The 25,748-nt window shown below is 40.7% G+C and carries 20 protein-coding genes and 3 rRNA genes; 4 read left to right on the forward strand and 19 right to left on the reverse strand.

Going from position 1 to position 25,748, the window contains the following annotated elements:
• Positions 1–43 precede the first annotated feature (43 nt).
• The 7 genes from MUN87_RS05405 to MUN87_RS05435 form a co-directional block, all read right to left on the reverse strand.
• Positions 44–2,257, reverse strand: coding sequence for a DNA translocase FtsK (locus MUN87_RS05405; protein ID WP_244746645.1), 2,214 nt, complete (start codon positions 2,255–2,257; stop codon positions 44–46).
• Positions 2,258–2,412: 155 nt separating this feature from the next.
• Complete coding sequence (gene ytpR / locus MUN87_RS05410) at positions 2,413–3,012, reverse strand: YtpR family tRNA-binding protein (protein ID WP_244746646.1); 600 nt, start codon at positions 3,010–3,012, stop codon at positions 2,413–2,415.
• Between the two features lie 17 nt (positions 3,013–3,029).
• A complete protein-coding gene (locus MUN87_RS05415; RefSeq protein ID WP_244746647.1) occupies positions 3,030–3,833 on the reverse strand; it encodes a DUF1444 domain-containing protein in 804 nt (267 codons plus the stop codon).
• A gap of 1,046 nt (positions 3,834–4,879) precedes the next feature.
• Positions 4,880–5,194, reverse strand: a complete 315-nt coding sequence (locus MUN87_RS05420) for a thioredoxin family protein (RefSeq protein ID WP_244746648.1) — start codon at positions 5,192–5,194, stop codon at positions 4,880–4,882.
• Positions 5,195–5,199: 5 nt separating this feature from the next.
• On the reverse strand, positions 5,200–5,733 hold the full coding sequence (locus MUN87_RS05425; RefSeq protein WP_244746649.1) for a hypothetical protein: 534 nt from the start codon (positions 5,731–5,733) through the stop codon (positions 5,200–5,202).
• Between the two features lie 87 nt (positions 5,734–5,820).
• Positions 5,821–6,330 carry a DUF84 family protein gene (locus tag MUN87_RS05430; RefSeq protein ID WP_244747892.1) on the reverse strand — a complete coding sequence of 170 codons (510 nt, stop codon included), beginning with the start codon at positions 6,328–6,330 and terminating at the stop codon, positions 5,821–5,823.
• 5 nt (positions 6,331–6,335) lie between these two features.
• On the reverse strand, positions 6,336–7,400 hold the full coding sequence (locus MUN87_RS05435) for a M42 family metallopeptidase (RefSeq protein WP_244747893.1): 1,065 nt from the start codon (positions 7,398–7,400) through the stop codon (positions 6,336–6,338).
• A 170-nt stretch (positions 7,401–7,570) separates the two neighbouring features.
• On the opposite strand from MUN87_RS05435, the gene MUN87_RS05440 reads away from it, so the two are divergent.
• Complete coding sequence (locus tag MUN87_RS05440; protein WP_244746650.1) at positions 7,571–7,885, forward strand: PepSY domain-containing protein; 315 nt, start codon at positions 7,571–7,573, stop codon at positions 7,883–7,885.
• A gap of 352 nt (positions 7,886–8,237) precedes the next feature.
• Here the strand turns inward: MUN87_RS05440 and trmB are convergent, their stop codons facing one another.
• On the reverse strand, positions 8,238–8,879 hold the full coding sequence (gene trmB, locus MUN87_RS05445) for a tRNA (guanosine(46)-N7)-methyltransferase TrmB (protein WP_244746651.1): 642 nt from the start codon (positions 8,877–8,879) through the stop codon (positions 8,238–8,240).
• Positions 8,880–9,043: 164 nt separating this feature from the next.
• Here trmB and MUN87_RS05450 point away from each other — a divergent pair, with 164 nt between their 5' ends.
• Entirely contained in the window at positions 9,044–9,328 is a 285-nt protein-coding gene (locus tag MUN87_RS05450; RefSeq protein WP_244746652.1) for a YtzH-like family protein, read from the forward strand.
• On the opposite strand, the gene MUN87_RS05455 is transcribed toward MUN87_RS05450, so the two are convergent.
• From MUN87_RS05455 to MUN87_RS05470, 4 genes are all read right to left on the reverse strand, one after another.
• Positions 9,309–10,112 carry a phosphotransferase gene (locus MUN87_RS05455; RefSeq protein ID WP_439649660.1) on the reverse strand — a complete coding sequence of 268 codons (804 nt, stop codon included), beginning with the start codon at positions 10,110–10,112 and terminating at the stop codon, positions 9,309–9,311. The genes MUN87_RS05450 and MUN87_RS05455 overlap by 20 nt on opposite strands.
• A gap of 147 nt (positions 10,113–10,259) precedes the next feature.
• Positions 10,260–11,171, reverse strand: a complete 912-nt coding sequence (locus MUN87_RS05460; protein ID WP_244746654.1) for an NERD domain-containing protein — start codon at positions 11,169–11,171, stop codon at positions 10,260–10,262.
• Between the two features lie 4 nt (positions 11,172–11,175).
• Positions 11,176–11,730 carry an RNA 2',3'-cyclic phosphodiesterase gene (gene thpR, locus MUN87_RS05465; RefSeq protein ID WP_244746655.1) on the reverse strand — a complete coding sequence of 185 codons (555 nt, stop codon included), beginning with the start codon at positions 11,728–11,730 and terminating at the stop codon, positions 11,176–11,178.
• 4 nt (positions 11,731–11,734) lie between these two features.
• On the reverse strand, positions 11,735–12,748 hold the full coding sequence (locus MUN87_RS05470) for a potassium channel family protein (protein ID WP_244746656.1): 1,014 nt from the start codon (positions 12,746–12,748) through the stop codon (positions 11,735–11,737).
• A gap of 141 nt (positions 12,749–12,889) precedes the next feature.
• Between MUN87_RS05470 and MUN87_RS05475 the strand changes: the two genes are divergently transcribed.
• Positions 12,890–13,108: an HTH domain-containing protein gene (locus MUN87_RS05475; protein ID WP_244715884.1), complete on the forward strand. Its 219-nt coding sequence runs from the start codon at positions 12,890–12,892 to the stop codon at positions 13,106–13,108.
• A gap of 49 nt (positions 13,109–13,157) precedes the next feature.
• On the opposite strand, the gene MUN87_RS05480 is transcribed toward MUN87_RS05475, so the two are convergent.
• Together MUN87_RS05480 and MUN87_RS05485 are read right to left on the reverse strand one after the other, a co-directional pair.
• The gene (locus MUN87_RS05480) at positions 13,158–13,859 is read right to left on the reverse strand and encodes a pseudouridine synthase (protein ID WP_244747895.1); all 702 of its coding nucleotides are present in this window, start codon (positions 13,857–13,859) and stop codon (positions 13,158–13,160) included.
• Positions 13,860–13,877: 18 nt separating this feature from the next.
• Positions 13,878–15,503 (reverse strand): putative polysaccharide biosynthesis protein, encoded by a 1,626-nt coding sequence (locus MUN87_RS05485; protein ID WP_244746657.1) that lies wholly within the window; start codon positions 15,501–15,503, stop codon positions 13,878–13,880.
• 148 nt (positions 15,504–15,651) lie between these two features.
• On the opposite strand from MUN87_RS05485, the gene MUN87_RS05490 reads away from it, so the two are divergent.
• A complete protein-coding gene (locus MUN87_RS05490; RefSeq protein WP_244746658.1) occupies positions 15,652–16,911 on the forward strand; it encodes a BaiN/RdsA family NAD(P)/FAD-dependent oxidoreductase in 1,260 nt (419 codons plus the stop codon).
• A gap of 244 nt (positions 16,912–17,155) precedes the next feature.
• Here MUN87_RS05490 and rrf read toward each other — a convergent pair.
• The 5 genes from rrf to MUN87_RS05515 form a co-directional block, all read right to left on the reverse strand.
• Positions 17,156–17,272: ribosomal RNA gene (gene rrf / locus MUN87_RS05495) — 5S ribosomal RNA — on the reverse strand.
• A gap of 76 nt (positions 17,273–17,348) precedes the next feature.
• A 23S ribosomal RNA gene (locus MUN87_RS05500) occupies positions 17,349–20,261 on the reverse strand.
• Between the two features lie 216 nt (positions 20,262–20,477).
• Positions 20,478–22,040, reverse strand: a 16S ribosomal RNA gene (locus MUN87_RS05505).
• The 16S, 23S and 5S rRNA genes sit together here, the layout of an rRNA operon.
• A gap of 486 nt (positions 22,041–22,526) precedes the next feature.
• Positions 22,527–23,840: an IS91 family transposase gene (locus MUN87_RS05510; protein ID WP_244746659.1), complete on the reverse strand. Its 1,314-nt coding sequence runs from the start codon at positions 23,838–23,840 to the stop codon at positions 22,527–22,529.
• Between the two features lie 461 nt (positions 23,841–24,301).
• Positions 24,302–25,585 carry an IS110 family RNA-guided transposase gene (locus MUN87_RS05515; RefSeq protein ID WP_244746660.1) on the reverse strand — a complete coding sequence of 428 codons (1,284 nt, stop codon included), beginning with the start codon at positions 25,583–25,585 and terminating at the stop codon, positions 24,302–24,304.
• Positions 25,586–25,748: the final 163 nt, after the last annotated feature.

Below are 25,748 nucleotides of genomic sequence, written 5' to 3' on the forward strand. Positions count from 1 at the left end.
ATATACAAGGCATGCGCGGAATGTTCATCCATTGTGAAATGCTTCAATTATTCTGTCGTATATCTTGGCTTGACACAAGGATTTCTCTTTGTTTACTTCCATTTTGTCCAGAAATAATACCGTTATCCTCCATCATGTCAATTAATCTTGCTGCTCGATTATAACCAATCTTGAAACGACGTTGTAATAAGGAAGCACTTGCACCATTATAATCCATCACGAACTGGATTGCTTCAGTATATAATTCATCGGTTTCTTCACTTTCCGTAGAACGTTGAATTAATTGCTCCTGTTCAAATAAATAATTTGGACTAGCCATTTGTTTTACATAATTAGTAATTCTTTCTATTTCATCATCTGATACAAAAGCACCTTGAATCCGTTTTGTATCAGATGAGCCACTTTCAACAAACAGCATGTCACCTTTACCTAGTAATTTCTCTGCTCCACTAGTATCTAAGATCGTTCGTGAATCTACTTGAGATGAAACACTAAACGCAATTCTAGTTGGAATATTTGCTTTGATCAATCCTGTAATAACATCTACTGATGGTCTTTGCGTCGCGATTAGTAAGTGAATTCCACACGCTCTAGCTTTTTGAGCAATTCGGCAGATAGCATCTTCAACATCCTGAGGGGATGTCATCATTAAATCAGCCAGCTCATCAATGACAATAACCATATACGGAAGATAATCCTCTGGTCGATTTTGCTGTTTCATTTTTTCATTGAAACGGTTAATGTCACGTGCTCCTTCTGTTACAAACTTCTCATATCTGTCTTCCATTTCTGCTACTGCCCACTTTAGTGCAGCCGTTGCAGCCTTTACATCTGTTATGACAGGAGATACAAGGTGAGGAATGTCGTTATATGGAGTTAATTCCACCATTTTGGGATCAATCAGCAGAAATTTCACTTCCTGATGATTTGCTTTATACAATAAGCTAATCAAGATAGTGTTGATACATACACTTTTCCCCGACCCAGTTGCCCCTGCGATCAATCCATGAGGCATTTTCTTCAAATCTGTTACGACAGATTGTCCTTCAATATCCGCACCAAGGGCAACGGTTAATGGAGACGAATGATCCTGAAATGCATCACTTTCCAGCATTTTTTGTAAAAAGACTGGTTCAGATTGCTCGTTCGGCACTTCAATACCTATTGTGTTTTTTCCTGGTATCGGCGCTTCCATCCTTATATCCTTTGCTGCTAAATTCAGCTTTATATCATCCGTTAAATTCTTTATTTTACTAACCTTGACACCTGGTTCTGGCTGTATTTCAAATCGGGTGACAGACGGACCTTGTGTAGCATCGACAACATTGGCTTTTATATTAAAATAACGTAATGTTGTCTGTAATTTCTGCGACTGTTCTTCTACCCAGGATTCATGATTATGCGTTACTTCCTCGACATCATTGAGTAAATGAAATGGCACAGACCTTCTAATATCACTATGGGACTGTTCCACATGATTAGACGCTTCTTGGACAGGTTGTTCAGGTTGTACTGGCGTTGCAGGTTGTACTGGCTGCTTTTGCCGTGTCTCTTCCTTTCTTTCCTGTTGATGTTCCGTTTGTCTTTTTTGGTCATGATGCCATTTATCCCGAGGCGTCATCATTACATTTAACGGTCGAACTTTACGATCAGATCTTGTTTCATGCCTCTTTTCAATTACTTTTGATAGTTGTACTGATTTAGTATCATTTGGCTGCTCAGTTTCCTTTGGAGACTGTGTTTTATCCAGAGCACGCTCTTCATGTACTCCTTTATTCACTTCTCCAGCCCCTGTTTCATCAGCAATCTCTTCTGTAATTGCGGTTGGTGTCAGCTCTTCGTTTTCTGTTCGTTCTTCGTATGGCTCCTCGATATCTTGACTGTTCGCCATTACCGTATTCTTTGGTTCCAGCTTTATTTCATCTTGCGTCACTCGTTCCGCTGTACGGTTAATCCGAGGGCGAAATCCATGTATAGGTGAAGGAATTTCCTGTACTTTAAATGGTTCATGCTTAACTTCTGATTGCGTTTCTCTATGATCGTACTGTTCTTCCCTTCTCTGTTGCTTTTTACTATGTACAGATTGGCGTCTTTTTCTTATTTCCATATTGTTACTTTTCGGATATTGATAAGCCATTTTCGTTTCGATTGACTTTCGCTGAACGATAGCATCATCCTGCTGTTTCACTTCTCTTTTTACCTCGGGCTCTTCTTCATCAAATAGATGTTCCCATTTCTTTTTAATATTTTTCCACATCGTACGTTCACGCTCGCTTCCTTAAAAATGTACGATTTTGCAATCGAGAACCTTCTTCTTATTTTATCATGAAAAGACTGGTTGTAATAGCTTATTTTTTATCACCAAAAAAGTCATGTAAACGTGTAAAGAACCTCTGTCATAAGACAAAGGTTCTAAAATTGAAATTCACTGCCAATTTCGTGATCTGCTGGCAATACATAAATTCCTTTTTCCTGTGGAGCGTTAGGCAGTCCTAATTCTTTCTGTGAACAAATCATCCCCGCTGAATCAACGCCTCTTAGTTTAGTTGGTTTGATTTCCATTCCACTCGGCATAATTGCTCCGACCTTGGCAACAACCACTTTCTGCCCTTTATCAATATTAGGAGCTCCACAAACAATTTGTAATTGTCCTGAACCAACATCAACCTGACATACCTTAAGTTTATCTGCGTTGTCATGTTGTGCAATATCATGGACATACCCAACCACGAATTTAGGAGAAAGGTCGATATCAAGCTTCTCAGGGACATTGTTTTGTTCAAAAGCCTTCGCAATTTCACTTACCATGTCGTCCGTCAGTTTAATTTTGCCGTTTGTTAAAGATGAGAAGTAATTGGATGCATGAAAAATATTATAGCCTACTATTTCATTGCTTTGGTCATCGACAATTTGGACGACATCCTGATAAGTCTGATAGCTTACTTTCTCACTATTTTTTAGCGGAAATAATAAAACATCTCCAACACCTTGCTGATTATAATATACAAACATTTGCTTGTTCCTCTCTCTTAATTTTTTGGTTTGTTTTTCGCTAGAATGAAAATAGGTTCCAAATGCTTATCCTCATAAACGAACGGTAAAGAAGTGATTGGTACCCGACCTTCTGCAAAAAACTTCATATTCATTTGCGCCATGATATCATAGCCTGTTTCGTTTTTGATGTCTGCTACAATCAGCACATCCTGATGCGGTACGGCAACTACAACTTCACCTAAGGCATTAGCGGCCATTTCTTCTAGAAAAACTTCATTTAGAATTCTGCTGGCATCATAACCATCCTGAGAAGCGATGAAATAAAAATCATTCTCTGCTACCGTATCTTTTTTATAATCAACAGACAGTGACCGGATATTAAAGAGGGAGATTTCTTTTAGTCTGTCAAGTGTCCATCCCTGCTCCTCCAGCATTTTTTGATCAATCAATTGATAGGTAGTGCCTAAGTCTAACGCATAATATACATTTGTTTCAGCGGTATGTTCTGTGTAGACAAGTTTTACACCAGATTTAGTTTTCTTAGGGAATGATGTTGCACGGATTACTGGATAAATGTGACTTTCCTTTCCTTCTAATTCATGCTCTTCGTTCATCATTTTTAATGATTCACTAACATGAAATTCCAGTTCCTTCAGTGCAATATCTCCTCTTCGTTCAAATTTTGCAATGACGTTAGGTATATTGATCGAAACACCTTGCTTTGATTCCTTCCATTCTACACGGTAGATATTTTTATCTCTATTATAAGAAACGTTCCATTCCTCACGTTCAAATAATTCGTCGAGTTTTCTTTTCATTTGTAATGCATTTATTTTCATATCCTTCATCCTCCTTCTCGGAAGAAAACACTAAAATGTATTGTAACACTTTTTGTCGCAAATGAAAAATAGCATGCTGTGCAGAAGGAATATTTTTTTGATGGGCTTTGTTTTGTTACTTAGAATAACGCAAGCGCCATTTAGAAACGCATCAACCGGACAGCATCAACAGAGATAATGGAATCACGGTGAGCATACGCACCGATGATCATTTTCGCCCAAGGGCATAAGTCGCCTAGTTTCCAGGCGCCGAGTGGACATGGCTGTACTGTTAGAAAACGGAACGACAACTTAAAATTTTCTTTCTTACCATATAAGAAGATCAGGGCATAACTCGTCGGACCTAATTGATGTAAATAATATGCAGCTCCCTATAATATGGATTATGTCAACTAGCTGCTTAGTGGTGATTTTGAAAGGATTCATGTGCTAGGATGTTTGCTCTACAACTTTTGGAATTGCTAGCATATTGATTGCATCCATAAATATCAGATTTTGAATAACATTATGCCTAGAACCACTGCTTTTTGCTGTTACATAAGTTGTTACACTTCCCTCAAGTGTAGGAAATAGGCGGAGACTCTCGTGGAATCAGCGCGAGCTGAAGATCCACTTCATTTGTGCCTGTGTCTTCAAGTATCGCTTCGAAGTGGGCTTCCTCGGCACATGGCAGCACAGATGTATTTCAAGTAGTAGCCGTGCCCAAAGGACGCGGAGCCTATCTCCAGAGCTTTGCTAAGCAGATAAAATATTTCAAAATGACCACTTTGCAATACAGTCCTGACATTATCCATATTATAAGAACCCATCTTCCTATTAAGCATGCTTACAGCCATGATTGTGCTTTCTTTGTAAAAAATGCCTTATACTTGGTACATACTAAATTTTCACTTCGTCGTGCTTCATCATTGCTAAAATTTCACTTCCCACCATATAAAGAAAACCGAACAGAACGATATGTCAACGGATGACATTTTTTCGTTCTGTTCGGTTTGTTGGACTAGTACGCTATGCTTAGTTCCAGTCTTTTTCTTTGTTTCATAACATCATGACAGCTCTTGAATAAACTGCTCGATTTGTTCTTGCGTTTTTCTGTCCTTACTGACGAACCGGCCTAATTCTTCTCCTTGGTCGTAAGCCACAAAGCTTGGTATGCCAAATATATCGTTGGCAACACAAACATCAATAAATTGATCTCTATCCACGTATACGAATAGATAGTCGGAGAATTTTTCCTCTACTTCTGGTATGAAAGGTTCAATTACACGACAGTCTGGACACCAATCTGCTGAAAATAAAAAAATAACTTTTTCTTCGCCCTTTAATTGATGATATTCTTGTTCTGTCTTTAATGTTCTCATTATTTTTATGATGCTCCCATCTCTTCTACATATGCAAGTGAATTAGCCATATTCATCATGGATTTCACATCTTCTGTTAATTCTTGTTTGGAGCTGATGGTAGTCACTTTCACTCCACCGACACCAAGTTGCACCTCAAATTGATCATCACGTTCTGCAATATTAATATAACCAAATCGGTCCTGATCTTCAAATGAAACAAGCTTATCATGATCTTCCATTTCCATTGCTGCTTCATAATTTAATTTGCTCGTATCCGATTCCAATTTATTATAAAATAAAATGTACGTTTGATTATCTTTTGTTAATATCACATTATTCTGTGATTGTTCTTCCACTTCAAATCCTTCTGGTACAAATAAAGAGAAATGATCTAACTCTTCATTAGGGTCTTTTATTTCTTGTTCAAATTGATTCTCTGCTACATCCGTTGCTTCTGTTAAGACTTCTTCTGTTGGTTCAATGGACCATATACTCATAGCTATGACGAAAATGAGCAATATCGAAACAGTCAGAAATCCAAATTTCTCCATTCTCATAATAAATCCTCCTGAAATTTAGTCCTATTTACCCCCTTTACTATCATACTATGTTTTGAAAATTTCACAAGAGAAAAATTATGCCATTTATTCAGACTTTGCATAATAGGCTAATTGGCCAGCTAACAACTTTACAACGTGGATAAACATTTCCTTTCTGGATACCCACTCATTGGTAAAAATGCCAATAGCACCTTGATGATGTCTGATATCTTTCAGCTTCGTCCATTCTTTCATGACATCTCCAAGTTCTCGTCCGTTCATGACAAGCTCCGCAATAGAATCTGGGAGCGGTATTCTTGCACCACTAGCTACAAATAATTGATGATCAGGTGTGACAAGTGCTCCCCAATTACAAAGGTGCAATTGGTCGCCAATCAGCATTACGCCGCCCTCCAGACCAATCCCATAACCATCTTCGATTTGCATCCTGCTTGCCTTTGCACGATTGATAGCTCCAGCAAGTGTTTCTTCATCCGTTCTGGGCTGGGAGTCCACCTTGGAATCTACGTCCGCTCCGATTACTTCTGCTTCTGAAAAAACATCTTTAACGGCATTCATTTTAGCTTGATTATATGTTCCAATTATGATCTTCATCATTCTTACCCCTGTTTGATTGAATCAACAGTGGCTTGATCTGTTGTTTTAATTAACTTCACGAGCAGTTCTTTCGCAGCCTGATAATCATCGACATGTATGATCGATGCGTGTGTATGGATATAGCGGGAACAAATGCCGACTACGGCCGATGGTACACCGTAATTAGATAAATGAACACTACCTGCATCTGTACCACCTTGTGAAATAAAATACTGGTACGGAATTTTATTTGATTCTGCTGTATCTAATACAAAATCTCGTATACCGTGATGAGTAATCATTGAACGGTCAAAGATACGAAGCAGTGCTCCTTTTCCTAATTGACCAAATTCTTTTTCATCGCCAGACATGTCATTCGCTGGTGAGGCATCCAATGCATAAAAAATATCAGGCTGAATCATATTAGCGGCTACCTTGGCACCACGCAACCCTACTTCTTCTTGAACAGTAGCACCACTATATAAATCATTAGGCACGGTTTGTCCCTGTAATTCTTGTAATAATTCAATAGCTAAACCACAACCATAACGATTATCCCATGCTTTGGCCAAAATCTTCTTCTCATTTGCCATCGGAGTAAATGCAGAAACCGGAATAATTGATTGGCCTGGTTTGATACCCATTCTAATAGCATCTTCTTTGTCGTCAGCGCCTATATCGATCAACATATTCTCTTGCTTCATCGGCTTTGATCGTTCTGCAGCCGTTAAATTATGTGGTGGTATCGATCCAACTACTCCGATGACTGCTTTTTCTTCCGTATGTATTTCCACTCGTTGTGATAACAACACCTGAGACCACCAGCCTCCTAAAGGCTGAAAACGGATCATGCCATTCGCGGTAATTTGTGTCACCATAAATGCTACTTCATCCATATGACCAGCTACTAACACTTTTGGTCCATTTCCTTTCTTATGACCAAAAACACCACCTAGACGGTCTTGTACCAGTTCATCGGCATATTTCGTTAATTCTTGTTTCATGAATGCTCGGACCTGATGTTCATTACCAGGAGCGCCTGGTAATTCTGTTAATGTTCGAAATAATTGTAATGTTTCCTTATTCATCATACGTCACCCTTTCTACTAATCACTATACCATGATTCATCTTTAATCGAAAAGCAAATACACTAAGTAATTAGAATGAGGTTTGGCATATTACTTGCATTTTCGAACATATTATTCTTATGATGAATATACATAATTTTTCATTTTATAAATGGATGGAGTGAAAAAAATGAATAGAAAAAACATATTTATAGTGGTTTTTGCTTTTATTGTTGGTTACATACTGGGAAAACAATTAGACCAAAAACAGCGGTTGAAACCAGAGAATGTCTTAAAGATGGTGAAGGCAATTTATCAGAGACAATTTGAAGTCAGTGGATCATGGATCTATATGAAACCTGAATTGCATCAAAAAAATAATATCCAATATGATGTCTACCATGGTGGTATAACCAAGCAAATAGACGGCAAAGACGTACCATATGAATTTTTTGTAGATGCCTATACAGGTACATTGATCGAGATCTTTCCCCAACATGGGTAAACTTACTTATGTAATTAAAGTAGTCAATATTTCATTCTTAGCGGAAAACAGCGACGCCAAAGTGACGCCTTTCCGCTATTTTATTATCGAGAGCAAAGGCGCAAGCGCCCGTTTAGAGACGTAGCGAGTGGAGCGAATCAACTGAGATAAAGGAATCACGGTGAGCTTGCGAATCGATGATGATTTATCGTAGGGCGATTTCGCGAAGTCGCCTAGTCTCTGGGCGCTGGAGCCGGACGTGGCCGTTTCTGTCAGCGAACATCATATAGCCCAAAATTTATACTTTCTTGACTTATAAAAAAAGCGGAAATACAGTTGTTTCACACCTCACTGCATTTCAGCCTTCTACTATTTATTTTGGGAATGACACGCAACAGCGATATATTGGCTGTCCTTTTGCCGAGAATTTCTCCTCGTATTCCGTCATCACATTCATCGGGTCCTCCAATTGATGCAAGTCAAAAGTTACTTCCTCCAATGTACAGCCAAATTGGGATAAACTAACTAGTGAATATTCAAAAAGACCACGGTTATCTGTTTTCATCACCAATTGTCCGCCCGGTTTTAAAATTTGCTGATATTGTGACAAAAAGGTATGAAAGGTTAACCTTCTTTTTTCATGACGATTTTTTGGCCATGGATCAGAGAAATTCAAGTATAGTTGATCCACTTCATTTTCAGCAAATATTTCCGTCAATTTCTCTGCATTATCATTGATAAACGTTACATTGGAACGCTCTGTATTTTTCACCTTTTCCACAGCAGAAACGATAATACTTTTCACTAATTCCATACCTACAAAATGTACAGAAGGATGATTGGCGGCCATGCCATCGATAAAACTTCCCTTACCTGTTCCGATTTCAAGATGGATCGGTCTGCCCTGGCTTATTTCTTGTTTCCAATTCCCCTTGCATGCTGCTGGGTTTAATTCGATTATTTCTGTGTTATCCTTTAAAAAATCATCTGCCCATGGTTTATGTCTCGCTCTCATGTTTCCGCTCCTTTTAAGAAGTGTCTAATTTAGTTTGTCTATCGTTATTTGTGGTCATACATGAAATTGGCTTTTGCCAGTTTATAAGCAAAAGCCAAGTTAATTGTTCATCGTATAAAATTAACCCATCTCGTTATACTAACGGTAAAGGTGGGGTTGATAATATGTCGTTAACTATCAATAATCAATTAGATTTATTACATGATATTTTAAGCCTTCATGCGGAAGAATGCTGTGGCAGTACTTCCGAATGTGAACAAATATCGAGAATAATTAACTCTCTTCAACAGAATCCATCGCTTCCCAAAAATGATTTGAGTCAAATATTAGACGGTATTAATCAATATGGCTCACAGGGAGCAAATTCAGCTAACTTAGATGATCATATAACAAGCTACCAGTCCGATATTAAACAATGGTTACAGGTAATTAAAGATTCCAATTATTAATCTGCTCAAGAAGCTGATTCAATTCATGAAGATGCGAATTAGCTTCTTCACTATGATATCCATTTTCGGCCCAAACATAGCCAATAATTTCTTCAATAATTAAATACCAGTGCATCCGTTGCATAAGATGACGATTGTTTTCAATTCCGTAATGATCAAGCCATTGTTTCCAATCCTCTTGTGGAATATAGGATTGTAAGATACGGCCGATATCCATTGCAGGATCTCCAACACGTGCATTATCCCAATCAATTAAATAGAGCTCTCCATTATCAGAAAGCATCCAATTATGGTGGTTTAAATCACAATGACAAACGACCTGTTGATCACAATAAACATCAAATAAGCGTTTCTCTAAATATTTTATCGATTTATAAATGGTTAGTGAACGACGCGCCTGTTTACTTCCTTGCACAAACTGTTTTACTCTCACTAACATTTGATCCGGAATGATCGTTGATTTCTCAATACGCAATAACATGTCTAACAATTCAGAGGAATGATGGATCTTACTTAACAATTTAGCGACTTTAGGGTGCTGCATTTCTTCAATATTTAAAGCTTTTCCGTCTAGCCATTGTTGAGCTGTAACGACATCACCATTCTCTAAACGTTTTGTCCAAACTAATTTAGGAACAATTCCCTGAGCCGATAAAACAGCTAAAAATGGAGATGAATTGCGTTTTAAGAATAATTTCTTCTGATCCGATTGGGCATAATAAGCCGCGCCAGTTGAACCGCCCGCAGGTATAATTGTCCAATCTTCACCTAGAATGTGTTCCAAAGCTGTCACCCTCAATTCCTCTTGATAATCTGGTAATCTCTTTCTCTCTCTAAAAAGGGACTAGTAATAATAGATTAACGCAAAATAAGGTATAATTTCAAGAGAAAATTTAATTTTCGACAAAAAATATTAATATTATTGTCTATTTCATAGAATTTGTGTCGATTCCTGCTGTTGCCACTCCGGTCTCGGAACAGCTATTGAATCACCATGCTTTAATAAAGCTTCCGCTACTTTTAATTGTTGATGCTTTAATGGTGTGTATAATGTTTGCTTTTGCTTAAGCCAATTTTCATGCTGATTGGCATCTACAAATTTCGTTCGATATGGCTCTGTTTGAAAATCCATTATATTAGTACGTGACAGGATCACTTTCTTCACCGGAAAATCCAGCTGATATTTTTTTAATATACTATGAATAATCGTTTCTGTTCTTTTCGCTGCAATCATTGGACTAAGAGCTTTACTCTGAATATGGAACTCCTCCAGATACCATGTTCGTGAATCACCAGTGATTATACGTTGCGTACTCGGTTTTTCAATTAAAGTGATGATTTCTATTTCTAATGGACTAATCAGTATAATTTCGCCTTCTATCGGACCATTTTTCAAGCGGAAGACAGGCCTATATAACAATAAATGTGTGTCCGGTATCCGTTGCAGAAAATATTTCAGCAGAAAATCCTGCTTATACGTATTGTCGATGAATGACATTTGATCAATTGTTGTTGAAGCCCATTTTAATTGAAAAGGAAATAACGCATCAAGGAAGTATTGCTTTAATGCCTCTTCTGTCTCTGGAAGTACCTCAATCTCATCTGACTCTTCTTCCATATCGGACCGGCTGTTAAAAAACGAGCGCCACTTCGTAAAATAACTGGCTTGAGACGCTTCTTGTTCCATTTCTGTTGTTGTTACATTGTGTAGTACCTGGTCTTGCCATAATTGTTTAAGCCGTTGCCAGTTCTCTGTTTTTAGTCGAGAAAACTGGCTTGGATAATGAAAGATATCTCGTTCATATCGTGAAATATAGTTGTCAAGTTTTATCAATTGTGACATAGCTTCACCTCCATTCAAACTGTCGCCACACATGATATTTCGGTTTTTTTTCAGGATTGATTTCATAAATAACTACCTTGGTGATCGAAACTTTTCTAGATCCGGTTGGTTCATGTAAAACGTGCTTATCTGCAATTGGTGTAGCTGCAGCCCACTTTTTTGCTAAGGTTATATGTGGCGTGTATGCTCGCTCGTCTATTTTGACATACGGAGAAATAGCTGTAGTTACATGTTGATGCACTTGCAATATGCTTTCGGATTTCTCTACCCCCACCCACAAAACTCGCGGCATATCTTCTTTACCAAACGTAGCTATGCCTCCGATTTCTAGCGTGAATGGGGCTGGATTGATTTTTTCTAATTGTAAGCATACGGATTCTAAAGTCTCTTCCGTTACACTACCCAAAAATTGCAATGTGATATGAAAATCATCTGAATGCACCCATTGTTTATAGGAAAGATGTGGTACCAACCGTTGTTGAATTAGATGCAGCCAGTCTTTTGCAGACTGATCCAATTCAAATGCAATGAAATAATGTTTCTCTTGATAGGAAGACATGAAGTCAACTCCTTATAATTTGCTCAAACGTCACTTGATCACAAATGACGTATAATTCTGCATCATCAGGAAGAGGCTGATCTAACATGCGATTAATATTTAATTGATGACGATCAGACACTAGAGTGGCCCCTTGGCTTAACAAAGCTTCGAAAGCATCTCGATACGTTTTCCACTCAGGTGCTTTCGGAACATGAAAAAGATCGTCCCCTTCTGAACGTCGCAGCAATTGTCCAAAGATATTAGAAATTCCCTTTTGGAAAGCGGATCGAACGAATAATGATGAAATCGTTTCATTTGAAATAATAAACTCATCAATTTTCATGTATTGGAAATTTTTAATATGACTTTCCTCCATTATTTCCACAATTGTATGAACTTCAGGTGCCATCTCTTCAATAGTAGAGGCAATCAACAATGATTTTCCATCTGCCAGCTGCCCATCATGTATCGTATCATCAGCAAAGACAAGTACAGATTTAGCCTCTTTAATATTTGCTTTTTCGAGTGGTGCCTTTTCTGAAGCATTTCCTTTTATGTAAAATATATTCGAATCAAGTAGCGGTGCTTTCTCTAACTGATCAATAATGATTATTTCGATATGTTCATTTGTTGCCAGCATCTCCTTAATAGCAAATTTTGCTTTTTGTGACCATCCGATAATAATATAGTGACCTTTTCCTTTATACACGATATCACCCTCTTGTCGTTTTTTTCGGTAGATCGCTAAACCATCAATAATTTTACCGATCACAACTCCAATAAGTCCTATTCCAATAATATACAAAAACAATGCAAGCCATCTTCCTGCTACTGTTACCGGATACAAGTCACCATATCCTACCGTTGTTACAGTTGTCATGACCCACCAGAAACCATCGAAAAAAGTGTGGAACGTCTCCTCTTCAATCAGAACAATCAGCCAGGAAGCGCCGACAACTAAAAAAACACTGGAAAAAAATAATAAATAATTCGGAATTTTTATCACTTTTTTAAGTACCTGCCTCAAAATAAACAACCTGATCACCTCCGGAATTTTAAATTATCTGTAAATTCGCAACTTATCTGTAGAAAATTTATTCATTCAAGTGTAAAATAATAAGTACATCATGAATATACTTTAACAAAGTTTCACTGAATACTTTGAAGGAGTGATTTTTTGAGTCAATCAACCACCCGCATGCTAACTCGTGTGAAGGCCGTATATTTGTTCATTAGAGAGAATGGACCTGTCACGACGAGTCGAATTGCAGAAGAGTTTGGTATTACAGATCGTACCGTGCAGCGAGATTTACATTTGCTAGCATACAACGGGCTTGTAAACAGTCCAAATCGGGGAAGTTGGAAAATCACAAATAAAAAAGTAAAAATATCTTAAAAATTAATGACTATATATCCTTTGCCAGTATAATTCATATACTGGTATTTTATTTCTGTTGTAATTGCTGCCATTCCTCTTCCGTCAATTCCCGATATTCTCCTAGCTTTAAGCTTTCATCCAGCTGAACATTCCCCATTGCCACTCGTTTTAAATATAACACTTTATTATCTAGAGCTTCGAACATTCGTTTAATCTGGTGAAACTTGCCTTCTGTTATCTTAATTTCTACTTCTTTATCCTCTATCCTTCGAAGTACCGCCGGCTTCGTGATATACCCATCGTCTAACGTAATACCTTTCTCAAACAACTGTACATCATGGTCTGATATATCTCTATCCAGTTTAGCGATATATGTTTTCGTAATGTGTTTGTTTGGTGATAATAAATCATGTGCCAGCTGACCGTCATTAGTTAATAACAGTAAGCCTTCTGTATCCTTGTCTAAGCGGCCGACAGGAAAAGGTTCTAACACCTTATCCCGTTCCGCAATCAGATCAAGCACCGTCTTTTGCTTACTGTCCTCTGTTGCTGATAAATAGCCTCCTGGTTTATTTAACATAATGTAAATATTGGCCTTATATTCGATGATTGTACCGTTGAAGGCGACCTCATCTTTATCAGGATCAATATGAATGTCCGCTTTTCGGACAACCTCGTTATTGACCGTAATCTTTTTCTTTTTAACAGATATTTTTACTTCTTTGCGGCTTCCATACCCCATATTGGCTAAAAACTTATCCAGTCGGATGGTCAGCACCTCCTCTTTTTATCTGCCAAGCAATCGGTCTATGATTGCAATTCTTCTTCCGGTAATGCGCTCGAACAATGTAGAGGCATAACCTAAATATAAGTATATCCCTCCTCCAATACTGACGCCAAGAATCATCACGATGACGGCATGACTGCGGACAGTTTGATAATCGAGGAATAAACCTAATATAAACTTGATAATCATAATGACAATAATCATAATCGTTGTGAATATCAACATTAAAAACGATAATTTGTAAAATTTCCGATAATTAATTTCAATAGATCGCTTAATTTGCCATAAGTTCAGCAATACCGCAATACTGGTCGCAAGCATGGTCGCAATAATCGCACCTTTTGCATCAAAAATCTGTATGAATAATGAAGTAAATAAGATTTTTGTTAATAGACCCGCAGACAAACTGATTAATGTGAAATTCTGTCTTTCGATCCCTTGTAAAATCGATGACGTTATCGTAAATAAACCAAAAGTTATCGCTAATGGCGTGTACCAGGCAAACAAGGGACCAGTAATATCCAGTTGATCCACCCCAAACAAAGAACCATAAATTGGATCAGCAAGAATTGCAAGACCGGCTACTGCTGGTAAGACAAAAAACATAATAATTTGTAAGGCTTGATTGATTTGCCCTTTTAATTTATCGATTTGATTAGTATTATACGCCTTAGATATCTCAGGGATGAGCGCTAAGGACATCCCTGTTGCAATAGTAACAGGGATGATCACTAATTTATGGCCTTGACTGGCAAATGCAGAAAAGGCTATATCAGCAATGTCTCCCCGCCCGATTTTCTCCATCGCATGGTAAAATGTAAATTGATCGATTTGTTGATATAACGGGATGGAAATTCCGACCAACACAAAAGGACCTGAGTATCGGAATAATTCCTTAAACATTTCCTTAATGGGAATATCATTAATATGCCGTTGCTGTTCGACAGCCATATCTAACGATGGCTTACGTTTTTTCCAATAAATGAGTAAGACCACCCATGCTGCGATTGCACCGATAAAAGCGGAAAAGGTTGCAAAATTAATAGCAGTTGGTATTTCTTTATCAAAAATAATTAATATAATAAACACCGAACAAATGAGAAAGATAACTCTGGCTAATTGTTCGATGACCTGTGATACAGAGGTTGGTCCCATCGAGTTATTCCCTTGAAAGAACCCTCTCATAATGGACATTCCAGGGATAATGATGAGAGCAAAACTAACCATTTTGATTGCTGATGTTGCATCCTCAACCGTTATATTTTCAGAACCCTCTGAACCTAATGTCCATTTTGCAAATAGTTCTGCACCAAAAAACATAATCAGAAAAGCAATAAAGCCGGTGATAAACATTAACAGCGTACCAGCCCGTAACATTTTCATACTTGTATAATAATCGTCAATTGCGTTGTACTTGGCTACATATTTAGAAACAGCCATCGGTACGCCGACAGTTGCAACACTTAGCATAATCGTATATGGGGTATAAGCGATATGATACAGAGACATTCCCGTTTCGCCCACCATATTAGTTAAAGGAATAACAACAATCATTCCCAGGAATTTCGACAAAAAACTTGCTACTGTCAGCAAGAGTGTTCCACGTAGGAAGTTAGAGCTTGACATACATTCACCTTAATTCTTTTAGATAGATAACGTTACTATTTTAACATAGCAATGGTCTGAATGTATAAATATTCGACAGATAATTTGTGAATCTGACCCATTTAAGATAAACTTTGAATACAGTAATTTTTCGGAAGGAAGTATCAGAATGACAGTAGATGTTACCGTAATTGGTGGAGGTCCATCGGGTTTAATGGCGGCAATAGCTGCCGCTGAACAGGGTGCCAACACCGTATTAATAGATAAAGGAAATAAATTAGGCAAGAAATTAGCGATATCGGGAGGCGGCAGATGCAATGTCACCAATCGATTGCCCGCAGATGAAGTAATCAAGCACATACCTGGAAATGGTCGTTTCTTATATAGCGCATTCTCTATTTTCGATAATTATGACATCATCGACTATTTTGAAGGATTAGGGGTAGGATTAAAGGAAGAAGACCATGGTCGAATGTTTCCGGTAAGTGATAAGGCTAGTGATGTAGTTAATGCTCTTCTTAATCAGCTTGATAAGCTGCATGTGACCGTAAGAAAAAACACGACGGTCAAAGCTATTGATTATGGAGATAAAGAGCATCAAATTATATTACAAGACAAAGAAAAAATAACGACGAAAGCTGTAATCATTGCTGCCGGGGGTAAAGCCGTTCCCCACACTGGTTCAACCGGGGATGCTTATCCATGGGCAAAAAAAGCGGGACATACCATCACTGAATTATATCCAACGGAGGTACCGATTACGTCTAATGAATCTTTTATCCAAAAGCGCCTATTACAAGGTACCTCTTTAAGAAATATTGGTCTGTCTGTTTATAACCATAAAGGTAAACAAATTATTGAACACAAAATGGATATGTTATTTACGCATTTCGGCATTTCAGGTCCGGCTGTTTTACGTTGTTCGCAATACATTGTAAAACAATTCATGAGTGGTGATAAAGCAGTTAATGTAACTATTGATGCGCTCCCAGATCAAACAAAGCATAGTCTAACTGAACAATTAACAAAAATAATGAAGGAAAGTCCGAAGAAAACATTTAAAAATACAGTAAAAGGGCTGGTACCCGAGCGATATCTGGACTTTCTATTAGATAGAGGTGATATATCGCTCACTTTAAAAAATGCCAATATTTCCCGTGAGAAATTTGAAGGTTTTATAGATGATCTAAAGGGATTTTCATTTTATGTACACAGTAGTCTGCCATTGAAGAAAGCATTTGTTACGGGTGGTGGTGTTTCTATTAAAGAAGTTGTTCCAAATACTATGCAATCAAAATTAATGAACGGGCTATATTTTTGTGGTGAAGTGCTTGATATCCATGGATATACTGGAGGCTACAATATTACATCTGCTATGGTAACGGGACGTGTAGCAGGGATGCACGCTGCCTGGGAATCATTGAATTAAAAGAAAGGTGTAGACGTATTTCGTCTACACCTTTCTTTTAACTTTATTTATATAATGATACTATTTACTAGAATTTTTATGTCTATTTCATAATAGATTCCTGAATCAACATACGTAAGATCCCCTGCGTTATGGACATTTATCTAATACACTCTTTTCTCCATTGGCGTTTTTTAACAACTCCATTCATCAGTAATTGTTAAATCTTAAAAACCCCTTAGTCAATTGACTAAGGGGTTTAGTTGCCTGGCAACGTCCTACTCTTGCAGGGGCGCGAGCCCCAACTACCATGGGCGCTGAAGAGCTTAACTGCTGTGTTCGGTATGGGAACAGGTGTGACCTCTTCGCTATCGCTACCAGACTATTGTATTTTAGGGTTGCACCCTAAAAACTAGATAAGAATTTTTGACATCAACAACACCGTTGAAACATGTTATATAGATAAGTCCTCGATCTATTAGTATTCGTCAGCTTCACATGTCACCATGCTTCCACCTCGAACCTATCAACCTCATCGTCTCTGAGGGATCTTACTCACTTATGTGATGGGAAGTCTCATCTTGAGGGGGGCTTCATGCTTAGATGCTTTCAGCACTTATCCCTTCCACACGTAGCTACCCAGCGATGCTCTTGGCAGAACAACTGGTGCACCAGCGGTGTGTCCATCCCGGTCCTCTCGTACTAAGGACAGCTCCTCTCAAACTTCCAACGCCCACGACGGATAGGGACCGAACTGTCTCACGACGTTCTGAACCCAGCTCGCGTACCGCTTTAATGGGCGAACAGCCCAACCCTTGGGACCGACTACAGCCCCAGGATGCGATGAGCCGACATCGAGGTGCCAAACCTCCCCGTCGATGTGGACTCTTGGGGGAGATAAGCCTGTTATCCCCGGGGTAGCTTTTATCCGTTGAGCGACGGCCCTTCCATTCGGTACCGCCGGATCACTAAGCCCGACTTTCGTCCCTGCTCGACTTGTAGGTCTCGCAGTCAAGCTCCCTTCTGCCTTTGCACTCTGCGAATGATTTCCAACCATTCTGAGGGAACCTTTGGGCGCCTCCGTTACATTTTAGGAGGCGACCGCCCCAGTCAAACTGCCCACCTGACACTGTCTCCGAACCGGATCACGGTTCTGGGTTAGAAGGTCAATACAGCCAGGGTGGTATCCCACCGGTGCCTCCACGTAAGCTAGCGCTCACGTTTCTCAGGCTCCCACCTATCCTGTACAAGCTGTACCAACATTCAATATCAGGCTACAGTAAAGCTCCACGGGGTCTTTCCGTCCTGTCGCGGGTAATGCGCATCTTCACGCATAGTATAATTTCACCGGGTCTCTCGTTGAGACAGTGCCCAAGTCGTTGCACCTTTCGTGCGGGTCGGAACTTACCCGACAAGGAATTTCGCTACCTTAGGACCGTTATAGTTACGGCCGCCGTTTACTGGGGCTTCGGTTCAACGCTTCGCTAATGCTAACGCATCCCCTTAACCTTCCAGCACCGGGCAGGTGTCAGCCCCTATACTTCGCCTTACGGCTTCGCAGAGACCTGTGTTTTTGCTAAACAGTCGCTTGGGCCTTTTCACTGCGGCTTCTCGCAAAAGAAGCACCCCTTCTCCCGAAGTTACGGGGTCATTTTGCCGAGTTCCTTAACGAGAGTTCTCCCGATCACCTTAGGATTCTCTCCTCGCCTACCTGTGTCGGTTTGCGGTACGGGCACCCTTTTCCTTGCTAGAGGCTTTTCTTGGCAGCGTGAAATCCGGAACTTCGGTACTATATTTCCCTCCTGATCACAGCTTGTGATTGCCAGACGGATTTGCCTATCTGACTCACTTACTGCTTCAACGCACACATCCAATGGTGCGCATTCCTTATCCTTCTGCGTCCCCCCATCACTCAAAACGGAATTGGGTGGTACAGGAATATCAACCTGTTGTCCATCGCCTACGCCTTTCGGCCTCGGCTTAGGCCCCGACTAACCCTGAGCGGACGAGCCTTCCTCAGGAAACCTTAGGCATTCGGTGAAGAAGATTCTCACTTCTTTTTCGCTACTCATACCGGCATTCTCACTTCTAAGCGCTCCACCAGTCCTCACGGTCTGACTTCACTGCACTTAGAACGCTCTCCTACCATTGATCGTAGATCAATCCGTAGCTTCGGTGATACGTTTAGCCCCGGTATATTTTCGGCGCAGCGTCACTCGACCAGTGAGCTATTACGCACTCTTTAAATGATGGCTGCTTCTAAGCCAACATCCTGGTTGTCTGTGCAACGCCACATCCTTTTCCACTTAACGTATACTTTGGGACCTTAGCTGACGGTCTGGGCTGTTTCCCTTTCGACTATGAACCTTATCACCCATAGTCTGACTCCCAAGGTAATATGATTGGCATTCGGAGTTTGACTGAATTCGGTAACCCGGTAAGGGCCCCTAGTCCAATCAGTGCTCTACCTCCAACATACATGCCTTGAGGCTAGCCCTAAAGCTATTTCGGAGAGAACCAGCTATCTCCGTGTTCGATTGGCATTTCACCCCTACCCACACCTCATCCCCGCACTTTTCAACGTGCGTGGGTTCGGGCCTCCAGTCAGTGTTACCTGACCTTCACCCTGGACATGGGTAGATCACACGGTTTCGGGTCTACGACCACCTACTAAAACGCCCTATTCAGACTCGCTTTCGCTGCGGCTCCGTGTCTTCCACTTAACCTTGCAGGGGATCGTAACTCGCCGGTCCATTCTACAAAAGGTACGCCGTCACCCATAAAAGGGCTCCGACTACTTGTAGGCACACGGTTTCAGGTACTATTTCACTCCCCTCCCGGGGTGCTTTTCACCTTTCCCTCACGGTACTGGTTCACTATCGGTCACTAGGGAGTATTTAGCCTTGGGAGATGGTCCTCCCGGATTCCGACGGAATTTCACGTGTTCCGCCGTACTCAGGATCCACTCCGGAGGAAATACATTTTCGACTACAGGATTGTTACCTTCTGTGATGGGCCTTTCCAGACCACTTCGTCTAATGTATTTCTTTGTAACTCCAAAGGAGTGTCCTACAACCCCAAAAAGCAAGCTTTTTGGTTTGGGCTAATTCCGTTTCGCTCGCCGCTACTCGGGAAATCGCGTTTGCTTTCTCTTCCTCCGGGTACTGAGATGTTTCAGTTCCCCGGGTCTGCCTCATTTATCCTATGGATTCAGATAAATGTTCTACTCCATGACGAGCAGAGGGTTTCCCCATTCGGAAATTCTCGGATCAACGCCTACGTACGGCTCCCCGAGACATATCGGTGTTTGTCCCGTCCTTCATCGGCTCCTAGTGCCAAGGCATCCACCGTGCGCCCTTCTTCACTTAACTATTATTACTTCATTTCAATGAAAAAGTCGTTGGTTATTGTTTGATGTCTTGTCATCAGTTTCGTTTCCACAGCTGACCAGCAGTTGCTTCCACGTCCTGATTATTCTTATCTAGTTTTCAAGGTACAAGTTCAAGAGAGAATTGATCTCTCAAAACTGAACCAAACAACCAAGTATGATTTTGTCACCTTGTAAAAGGTGTTCCTATAATCCTTAGAAAGGAGGTGATCCAGCCGCACCTTCCGATACGGCTACCTTGTTACGACTTCACCCCAATCATTGGCCCCACCTTCGGCGGCTGGCTCCAAAGGTTACCCCACCGACTTCGGGTGTTGCCAACTCTCGTGGTGTGACGGGCGGTGTGTACAAGGCCCGGGAACGTATTCACCGTGGCATGCTGATCCACGATTACTAGCGATTCCGGCTTCATGCAGGCGAGTTGCAGCCTGCAATCCGAACTGAGAATGGTTTTATGGGATTTGCTTGACCTCGCGGTTTCGCTGCCCTCTGTACCATCCATTGTAGCACGTGTGTAGCCCAGGTCATAAGGGGCATGATGATTTGACGTCATCCCCACCTTCCTCCGGTTTGTCACCGGCAGTCACCTTAGAGTGCCCAACTTAATGCTGGCAACTAAGATCAAGGGTTGCGCTCGTTGCGGGACTTAACCCAACATCTCACGACACGAGCTGACGACAACCATGCACCACCTGTCATTCGGTCCCCGAAGGGAACTCCCTATCTCTAGGGACATCCGAAGATGTCAAGACCTGGTAAGGTTCTTCGCGTTGCTTCGAATTAAACCACATGCTCCACCGCTTGTGCGGGCCCCCGTCAATTCTTTTGAGTTTCAGCCTTGCGGCCGTACTCCCCAGGCGGAGTGCTTAATGCGTTAACTGCAGCACTAAGGGGCGGAAACCCCCTAACACCTAGCACTCATCGTTTACGGCGTGGACTACCAGGGTATCTAATCCTGTTCGCTCCCCACGCTTTCGCACCTCAGCGTCAGTTACAGACCAGAGAGTCGCCTTCGCCACTGGTGTTCCTCCACATATCTACGCATTTCACCGCTACACGTGGAATTCCACTCTCCTCTTCTGCACTCAAGTTCCCCAGTTTCCAATGACCGCTTGCGGTTGAGCCGCAAGATTTCACATCAGACTTAAGAAACCGCCTACGCGCGCTTTACGCCCAATAATTCCGGACAACGCTTGCCCCCTACGTATTACCGCGGCTGCTGGCACGTAGTTAGCCGGGGCTTCCTCGATAGGTACCGTCAAGGTGCCGCCCTATTCGAACGGCACTTGTTCTTCCCTAACAACAGAACTTTACGATCCGAAAACCTTCTTCGTTCACGCGGCGTTGCTCCGTCAGACTTTCGTCCATTGCGGAAGATTCCCTACTGCTGCCTCCCGTAGGAGTCTGGGCCGTGTCTCAGTCCCAGTGTGGCCGATCACCCTCTCAGGTCGGCTACGCATCGTTGCCTTGGTGAGCCGTTACCTCACCAACTAGCTAATGCGCCGCGGGCCCATCTGTAAGTGATAGCCAAAGGCCATCTTTCAACATTCCTTCATGCGAAGCAATGTATTATCCGGTATTAGCCCCGGTTTCCCGGGGTTATCCCAGTCTTACAGGCAGGTTGCCCACGTGTTACTCACCCGTCCGCCGCTCGTTCCACTAACGTCCTCCCGAAGGATTCAGTTAGCTTCCCGCGCTCGACTTGCATGTATTAGGCACGCCGCCAGCGTTCGTCCTGAGCCAAGATCAAACTCTCAATAAAGTTGACTTGCGCTCGCTTCTATAAGCTAGCTTGTTTATTAATTCATACTGGTTGTTTTGTTCAGTTTTCAAAGATCAAAATGTTTAAATCGCCTATTGAAGCGACAAATAAATTATAGCAAAAAGCTTAATTTATGTCAATACGTTTTAAATCATCTTTTATGAGGCGACCTAAACTATATTACAGACATTCTATTTAAAAGTCAATAACTTTTATCAAAAAATAAACTTAAAAATTCATCCTACCCGACCAACTATTAATGCGCCGTCTCACGAACATCTAAGAAAAACCGGGAAAGCCCACCCGGTCCTTTGTCAAGATGAGAGGACATCCGAAAGTCTGTATTCCTGGCCTCGAAAGCCTTTGTAATACTCCGGATACATTTCTCCTCCGCACTTTTCACAACTAAACTGTGGGGGAACATTTGGATCTCCTCCATCCATGATATCGAAATCTCGTACCACACTGTACGGGATTTTTTCTTCTTCATGACAAGCCAAACAATGATAGTTGACGGCTTGTTGGCTTTTGGATGGCTGTAAATGATCTCTTCCTTTTTGTTTCTTCTGTTTTTTCTTTTTTTGGTTTTTCGGTACTCGTGAGATAACGTATCATCCTTTCTAAATAGGCTTGGGCTTCTTGATTGATAGCTACTTTTATGTCTAACTGCTCGTTATCGAGACACACTTCTCCCATATATTCATAATAATTATCACAATGACGACAAACCATAGGGTCTTTCCCACCACTAGCGATTACGCGCTCTCTCCATGTTTGACGACGAAGTGTCTTTTTTACTTTCAAGAGGATGCGATCTACTCTCTCCTGCCACTTTTCGATCAGCTTTCTACAGATAGATTTACTTCTGCGTGAATAGATGCCATAATGACGAATGACTTTAAATTGTTCATCCGGAATATGCCGAATGAGACACTTGATGAACTCTTCTACCATCATGGTTTCGGTTTCTTCTTCCCCTGTTTTCTTATCCATATATGTAAACGTCACAAAATCACCATCATATGCCACAATCCGGTTCAGACCAATCGCAGGTCGTCGCATATAACGCCCGATATAGCGTAATTGTTCGGTTACATTTCCTCGATTTTTCGGTGCGTACACATAAAAACCATCTCCATTAGCACTAAACGCCTTCTGTAATCGTCCTTGGACTTTCTTCTTTTCTTTTGGAGACAAATAAGCACGAATCATTTTTAACACAACAGTTTGCCATTGCTTTCGTAACCTTGTATAAGGAATATAGTCATACACTTTCCACGCTCCCCGTTTCGTTATCCCGCCCATGGTTACTAACATATGTACATGTGGATTGAAATTCAATGTGGAACCAAACGTATGGAGTCCAGCGATAATGCCGGGAGTTACCTTGCTTTTTTCTTCAAAGAATTCACGAATCAATCGTACCCCTTCGTCCATCAATGGTTTTAACAACTCTCGGTGCAACAGGAATATATCTCGTAAATCTTCATCAATAGTGAGAATCACATGGCGATGGTTCACTTGGTACACACCTTCGCTTAATAAACGACTCCACTCTTCACTTTCCCCCACAGCACAAGTCGTACAGAAGCGTCCTTTACATCGATAGGGAACGTGCTTTGTCTCATGGCAACCTTCACAAACAAAGAGCTTAAATCCTTTTTTCATATCCCCACAGTCTCTAAATTTTTCTACCTCCTTGATCACGACAGGGCGGATTCTATCTCCATACGTTTCCTTGAAGGTTTCCCAATGTTGATGATCATCAAATAGCATTTCTTTTAGTATATTTGTCTCCATACAAACACCTTATCACAGTTCAAAATCCTTTGATACCGCGGATTATATACTCCCTCTTTATTCTAACGAAATCTCTTGTTTCCTCTGTTTAGCTTAGGATTTCAGTTTATTCAAGAAGAATCTTTTCCCTTTTTATGGATATAGAGAACGTTTTTTGTGTAGAAGGGTGCAGTTAATAAGCCATACTTCTCTTTTGAGAAATAATGGTAATTATTGATATGATCGCACCTATATTCCCACACTACTCATGGCGACAAACCCTCCCACATCTCACAGCGTCATTGCGCATACATTCCTTCGTTCGGTCTATCCATGAAGTGGGCTCGGCGATGCTTTCTTGCAGGGTCATAGCCCGTTTGTATAAAAACTTGCCGGTTGCTCCGTGCTTCTTTTTTGGGAAATTTCATTCAACATAAACGTCTAATTAAGCTTCACTTCGTACAGGTGACATCGTTATATCTTTAGGCTACTTGCTGTAAGCGAAAATGCGGAATATCATGCAACATCTTTTCGGGACTAAATGGCACTTTTTTCGTTCCAACTGTAAATAATATGCGAATCAACTTACAACATAGTGCTATCATGGATTGCTTTTTCTTCAACGAATTTTCTTTCCTGGTCGTAAAATAACCATATAATGCTTTAAATGCAGGGTTATGATTAATTAAAGGCAACACGACTTTAAACAATAGGGATCGTAATTTAGGACATCCCCTCTTCGTAATCACGGTTTGGCCTTTATATTTACCTGACGTAGCTAACTTTAAGTTTAACCCCGCTAACTTAATGATCTGTTCAGGATGAGTATACTTGTTTAGATCCCCGGTTTCTGCTAGGAATGAGGCAACGGTTACCTCGCCTATTCCGTTTATATCGGTCATTTCTTTCACACCAGGAATCGGTCTAATTAATTCTTTTACCATGTCCAACACTTCATTTATTTTTTGATGGAGGAGGGCATATTGATCCATCAAGGTGTGGATTTTCACCCTCGCCCTCTTTCTTCCTTCTTTAATCCCAACGGATTCACTTGATACTTCTTTTAGATGGCGGATCTTTTTCAATCCAATTCCGCGTTTCACTTCTTTGCGTATTTCTAGTAGAAGGTGTTCTTCATCCATTTTGGCTACCTCTTCAGGGAATAAACCTAGTTTTAATAGTTGAATCGATGCTTTCCCTTCCCAATTCGCAAAGACTTTCGTATATTCTGGATAAAACCGATCCAACCATTGATGAACACGCCCTTGAACAGCTTGAAGATCTTTCATTAACTGCTCATACATATTCATCCCTTCCCGAAGATCTGCATAAATGGCTTCCGGTAAGTGAGGATCAGCGTATCGTCCATCTTGAATCAAGCGCGAAATCACTCGAGCGTCTTTTACATCATTCTTCGTTGGCGAATTATCATCCAGCTCTTTTGACTTCTTCACGTGTGCCGGATTAACCACCACTACTTTATATTGTTTTTCCACTAACCAATAGGCGAGTGGCAGCCAATAGTGGCCGGTAGGTTCCATACCGATGATCCAATCACTTTTATTGTGCTGTCCCGCTAACTCATTTCTCCAACACTCGAATCGTTGAAAGCCTTCCAAACTATTGTCAAAGTACAGCACTTTTCCAAATTGTATGCCTCGGTAATCTTGAGCGCGAGCAACATGCCTTTCTTTGGCTATATCCACTCCAATAATTAGAGTTTGTTCAGACAGTTGTAATATCTTTTCATTTTGTTTATAATGCATGATAGTCCTCCTTGGTTTATTTAAGGGTCCTTTTTGCTGATCAGCTCTGGACACCTCGTATCATACCAAGAGGGCTTTTTTTATTCAATCCTCATTTTGCTTTATTACAGGAATGCTTTCTTTACTCATAAAAAAGTTGCGCAGAAGTACTTGATCAGATATT

It is taken from the genome of Gracilibacillus salinarum (assembly GCF_022919575.1).
GTDB classification, from domain to species: domain Bacteria; phylum Bacillota; class Bacilli; order Bacillales; family Amphibacillaceae; genus Gracilibacillus; species Gracilibacillus salinarum.

Coding starts and splice junctions, on each gene's coding strand:
- MUN87_RS05420 (WP_244746648.1), bottom strand. CDS start 5,194: ATGAGAACATTAAAGACAGAACAAGAATATCATCAATTAAAGGGCGAA.
- MUN87_RS05425 (WP_244746649.1), bottom strand. CDS start 5,733: ATGAGAATGGAGAAATTTGGATTTCTGACTGTTTCGATATTGCTCATT.
- MUN87_RS05490 (WP_244746658.1), top strand. CDS start 15,652: ATGACAGTAGATGTTACCGTAATTGGTGGAGGTCCATCGGGTTTAATG.
- MUN87_RS05405 (WP_244746645.1), bottom strand. CDS start 2,257: ATGTGGAAAAATATTAAAAAGAAATGGGAACATCTATTTGATGAAGAA.
- MUN87_RS05435 (WP_244747893.1), bottom strand. CDS start 7,400: ATGAATAAGGAAACATTACAATTATTTCGAACATTAACAGAATTACCA.
- MUN87_RS05485 (WP_244746657.1), bottom strand. CDS start 15,503: ATGTCAAGCTCTAACTTCCTACGTGGAACACTCTTGCTGACAGTAGCA.
- trmB (WP_244746651.1), bottom strand. CDS start 8,879: ATGAGAGCGAGACATAAACCATGGGCAGATGATTTTTTAAAGGATAAC.
- MUN87_RS05450 (WP_244746652.1), top strand. CDS start 9,044: ATGTCGTTAACTATCAATAATCAATTAGATTTATTACATGATATTTTA.
- MUN87_RS05460 (WP_244746654.1), bottom strand. CDS start 11,171: ATGTCACAATTGATAAAACTTGACAACTATATTTCACGATATGAACGA.
- MUN87_RS05515 (WP_244746660.1), bottom strand. CDS start 25,585: ATGCATTATAAACAAAATGAAAAGATATTACAACTGTCTGAACAAACT.
- MUN87_RS05440 (WP_244746650.1), top strand. CDS start 7,571: ATGAATAGAAAAAACATATTTATAGTGGTTTTTGCTTTTATTGTTGGT.
- ytpR (WP_244746646.1), bottom strand. CDS start 3,012: ATGTTTGTATATTATAATCAGCAAGGTGTTGGAGATGTTTTATTATTT.
- MUN87_RS05510 (WP_244746659.1), bottom strand. CDS start 23,840: ATGGAGACAAATATACTAAAAGAAATGCTATTTGATGATCATCAACAT.
- MUN87_RS05415 (WP_244746647.1), bottom strand. CDS start 3,833: ATGAAAATAAATGCATTACAAATGAAAAGAAAACTCGACGAATTATTT.
- MUN87_RS05430 (WP_244747892.1), bottom strand. CDS start 6,330: ATGAAGATCATAATTGGAACATATAATCAAGCTAAAATGAATGCCGTT.
- thpR (WP_244746655.1), bottom strand. CDS start 11,730: ATGTCTTCCTATCAAGAGAAACATTATTTCATTGCATTTGAATTGGAT.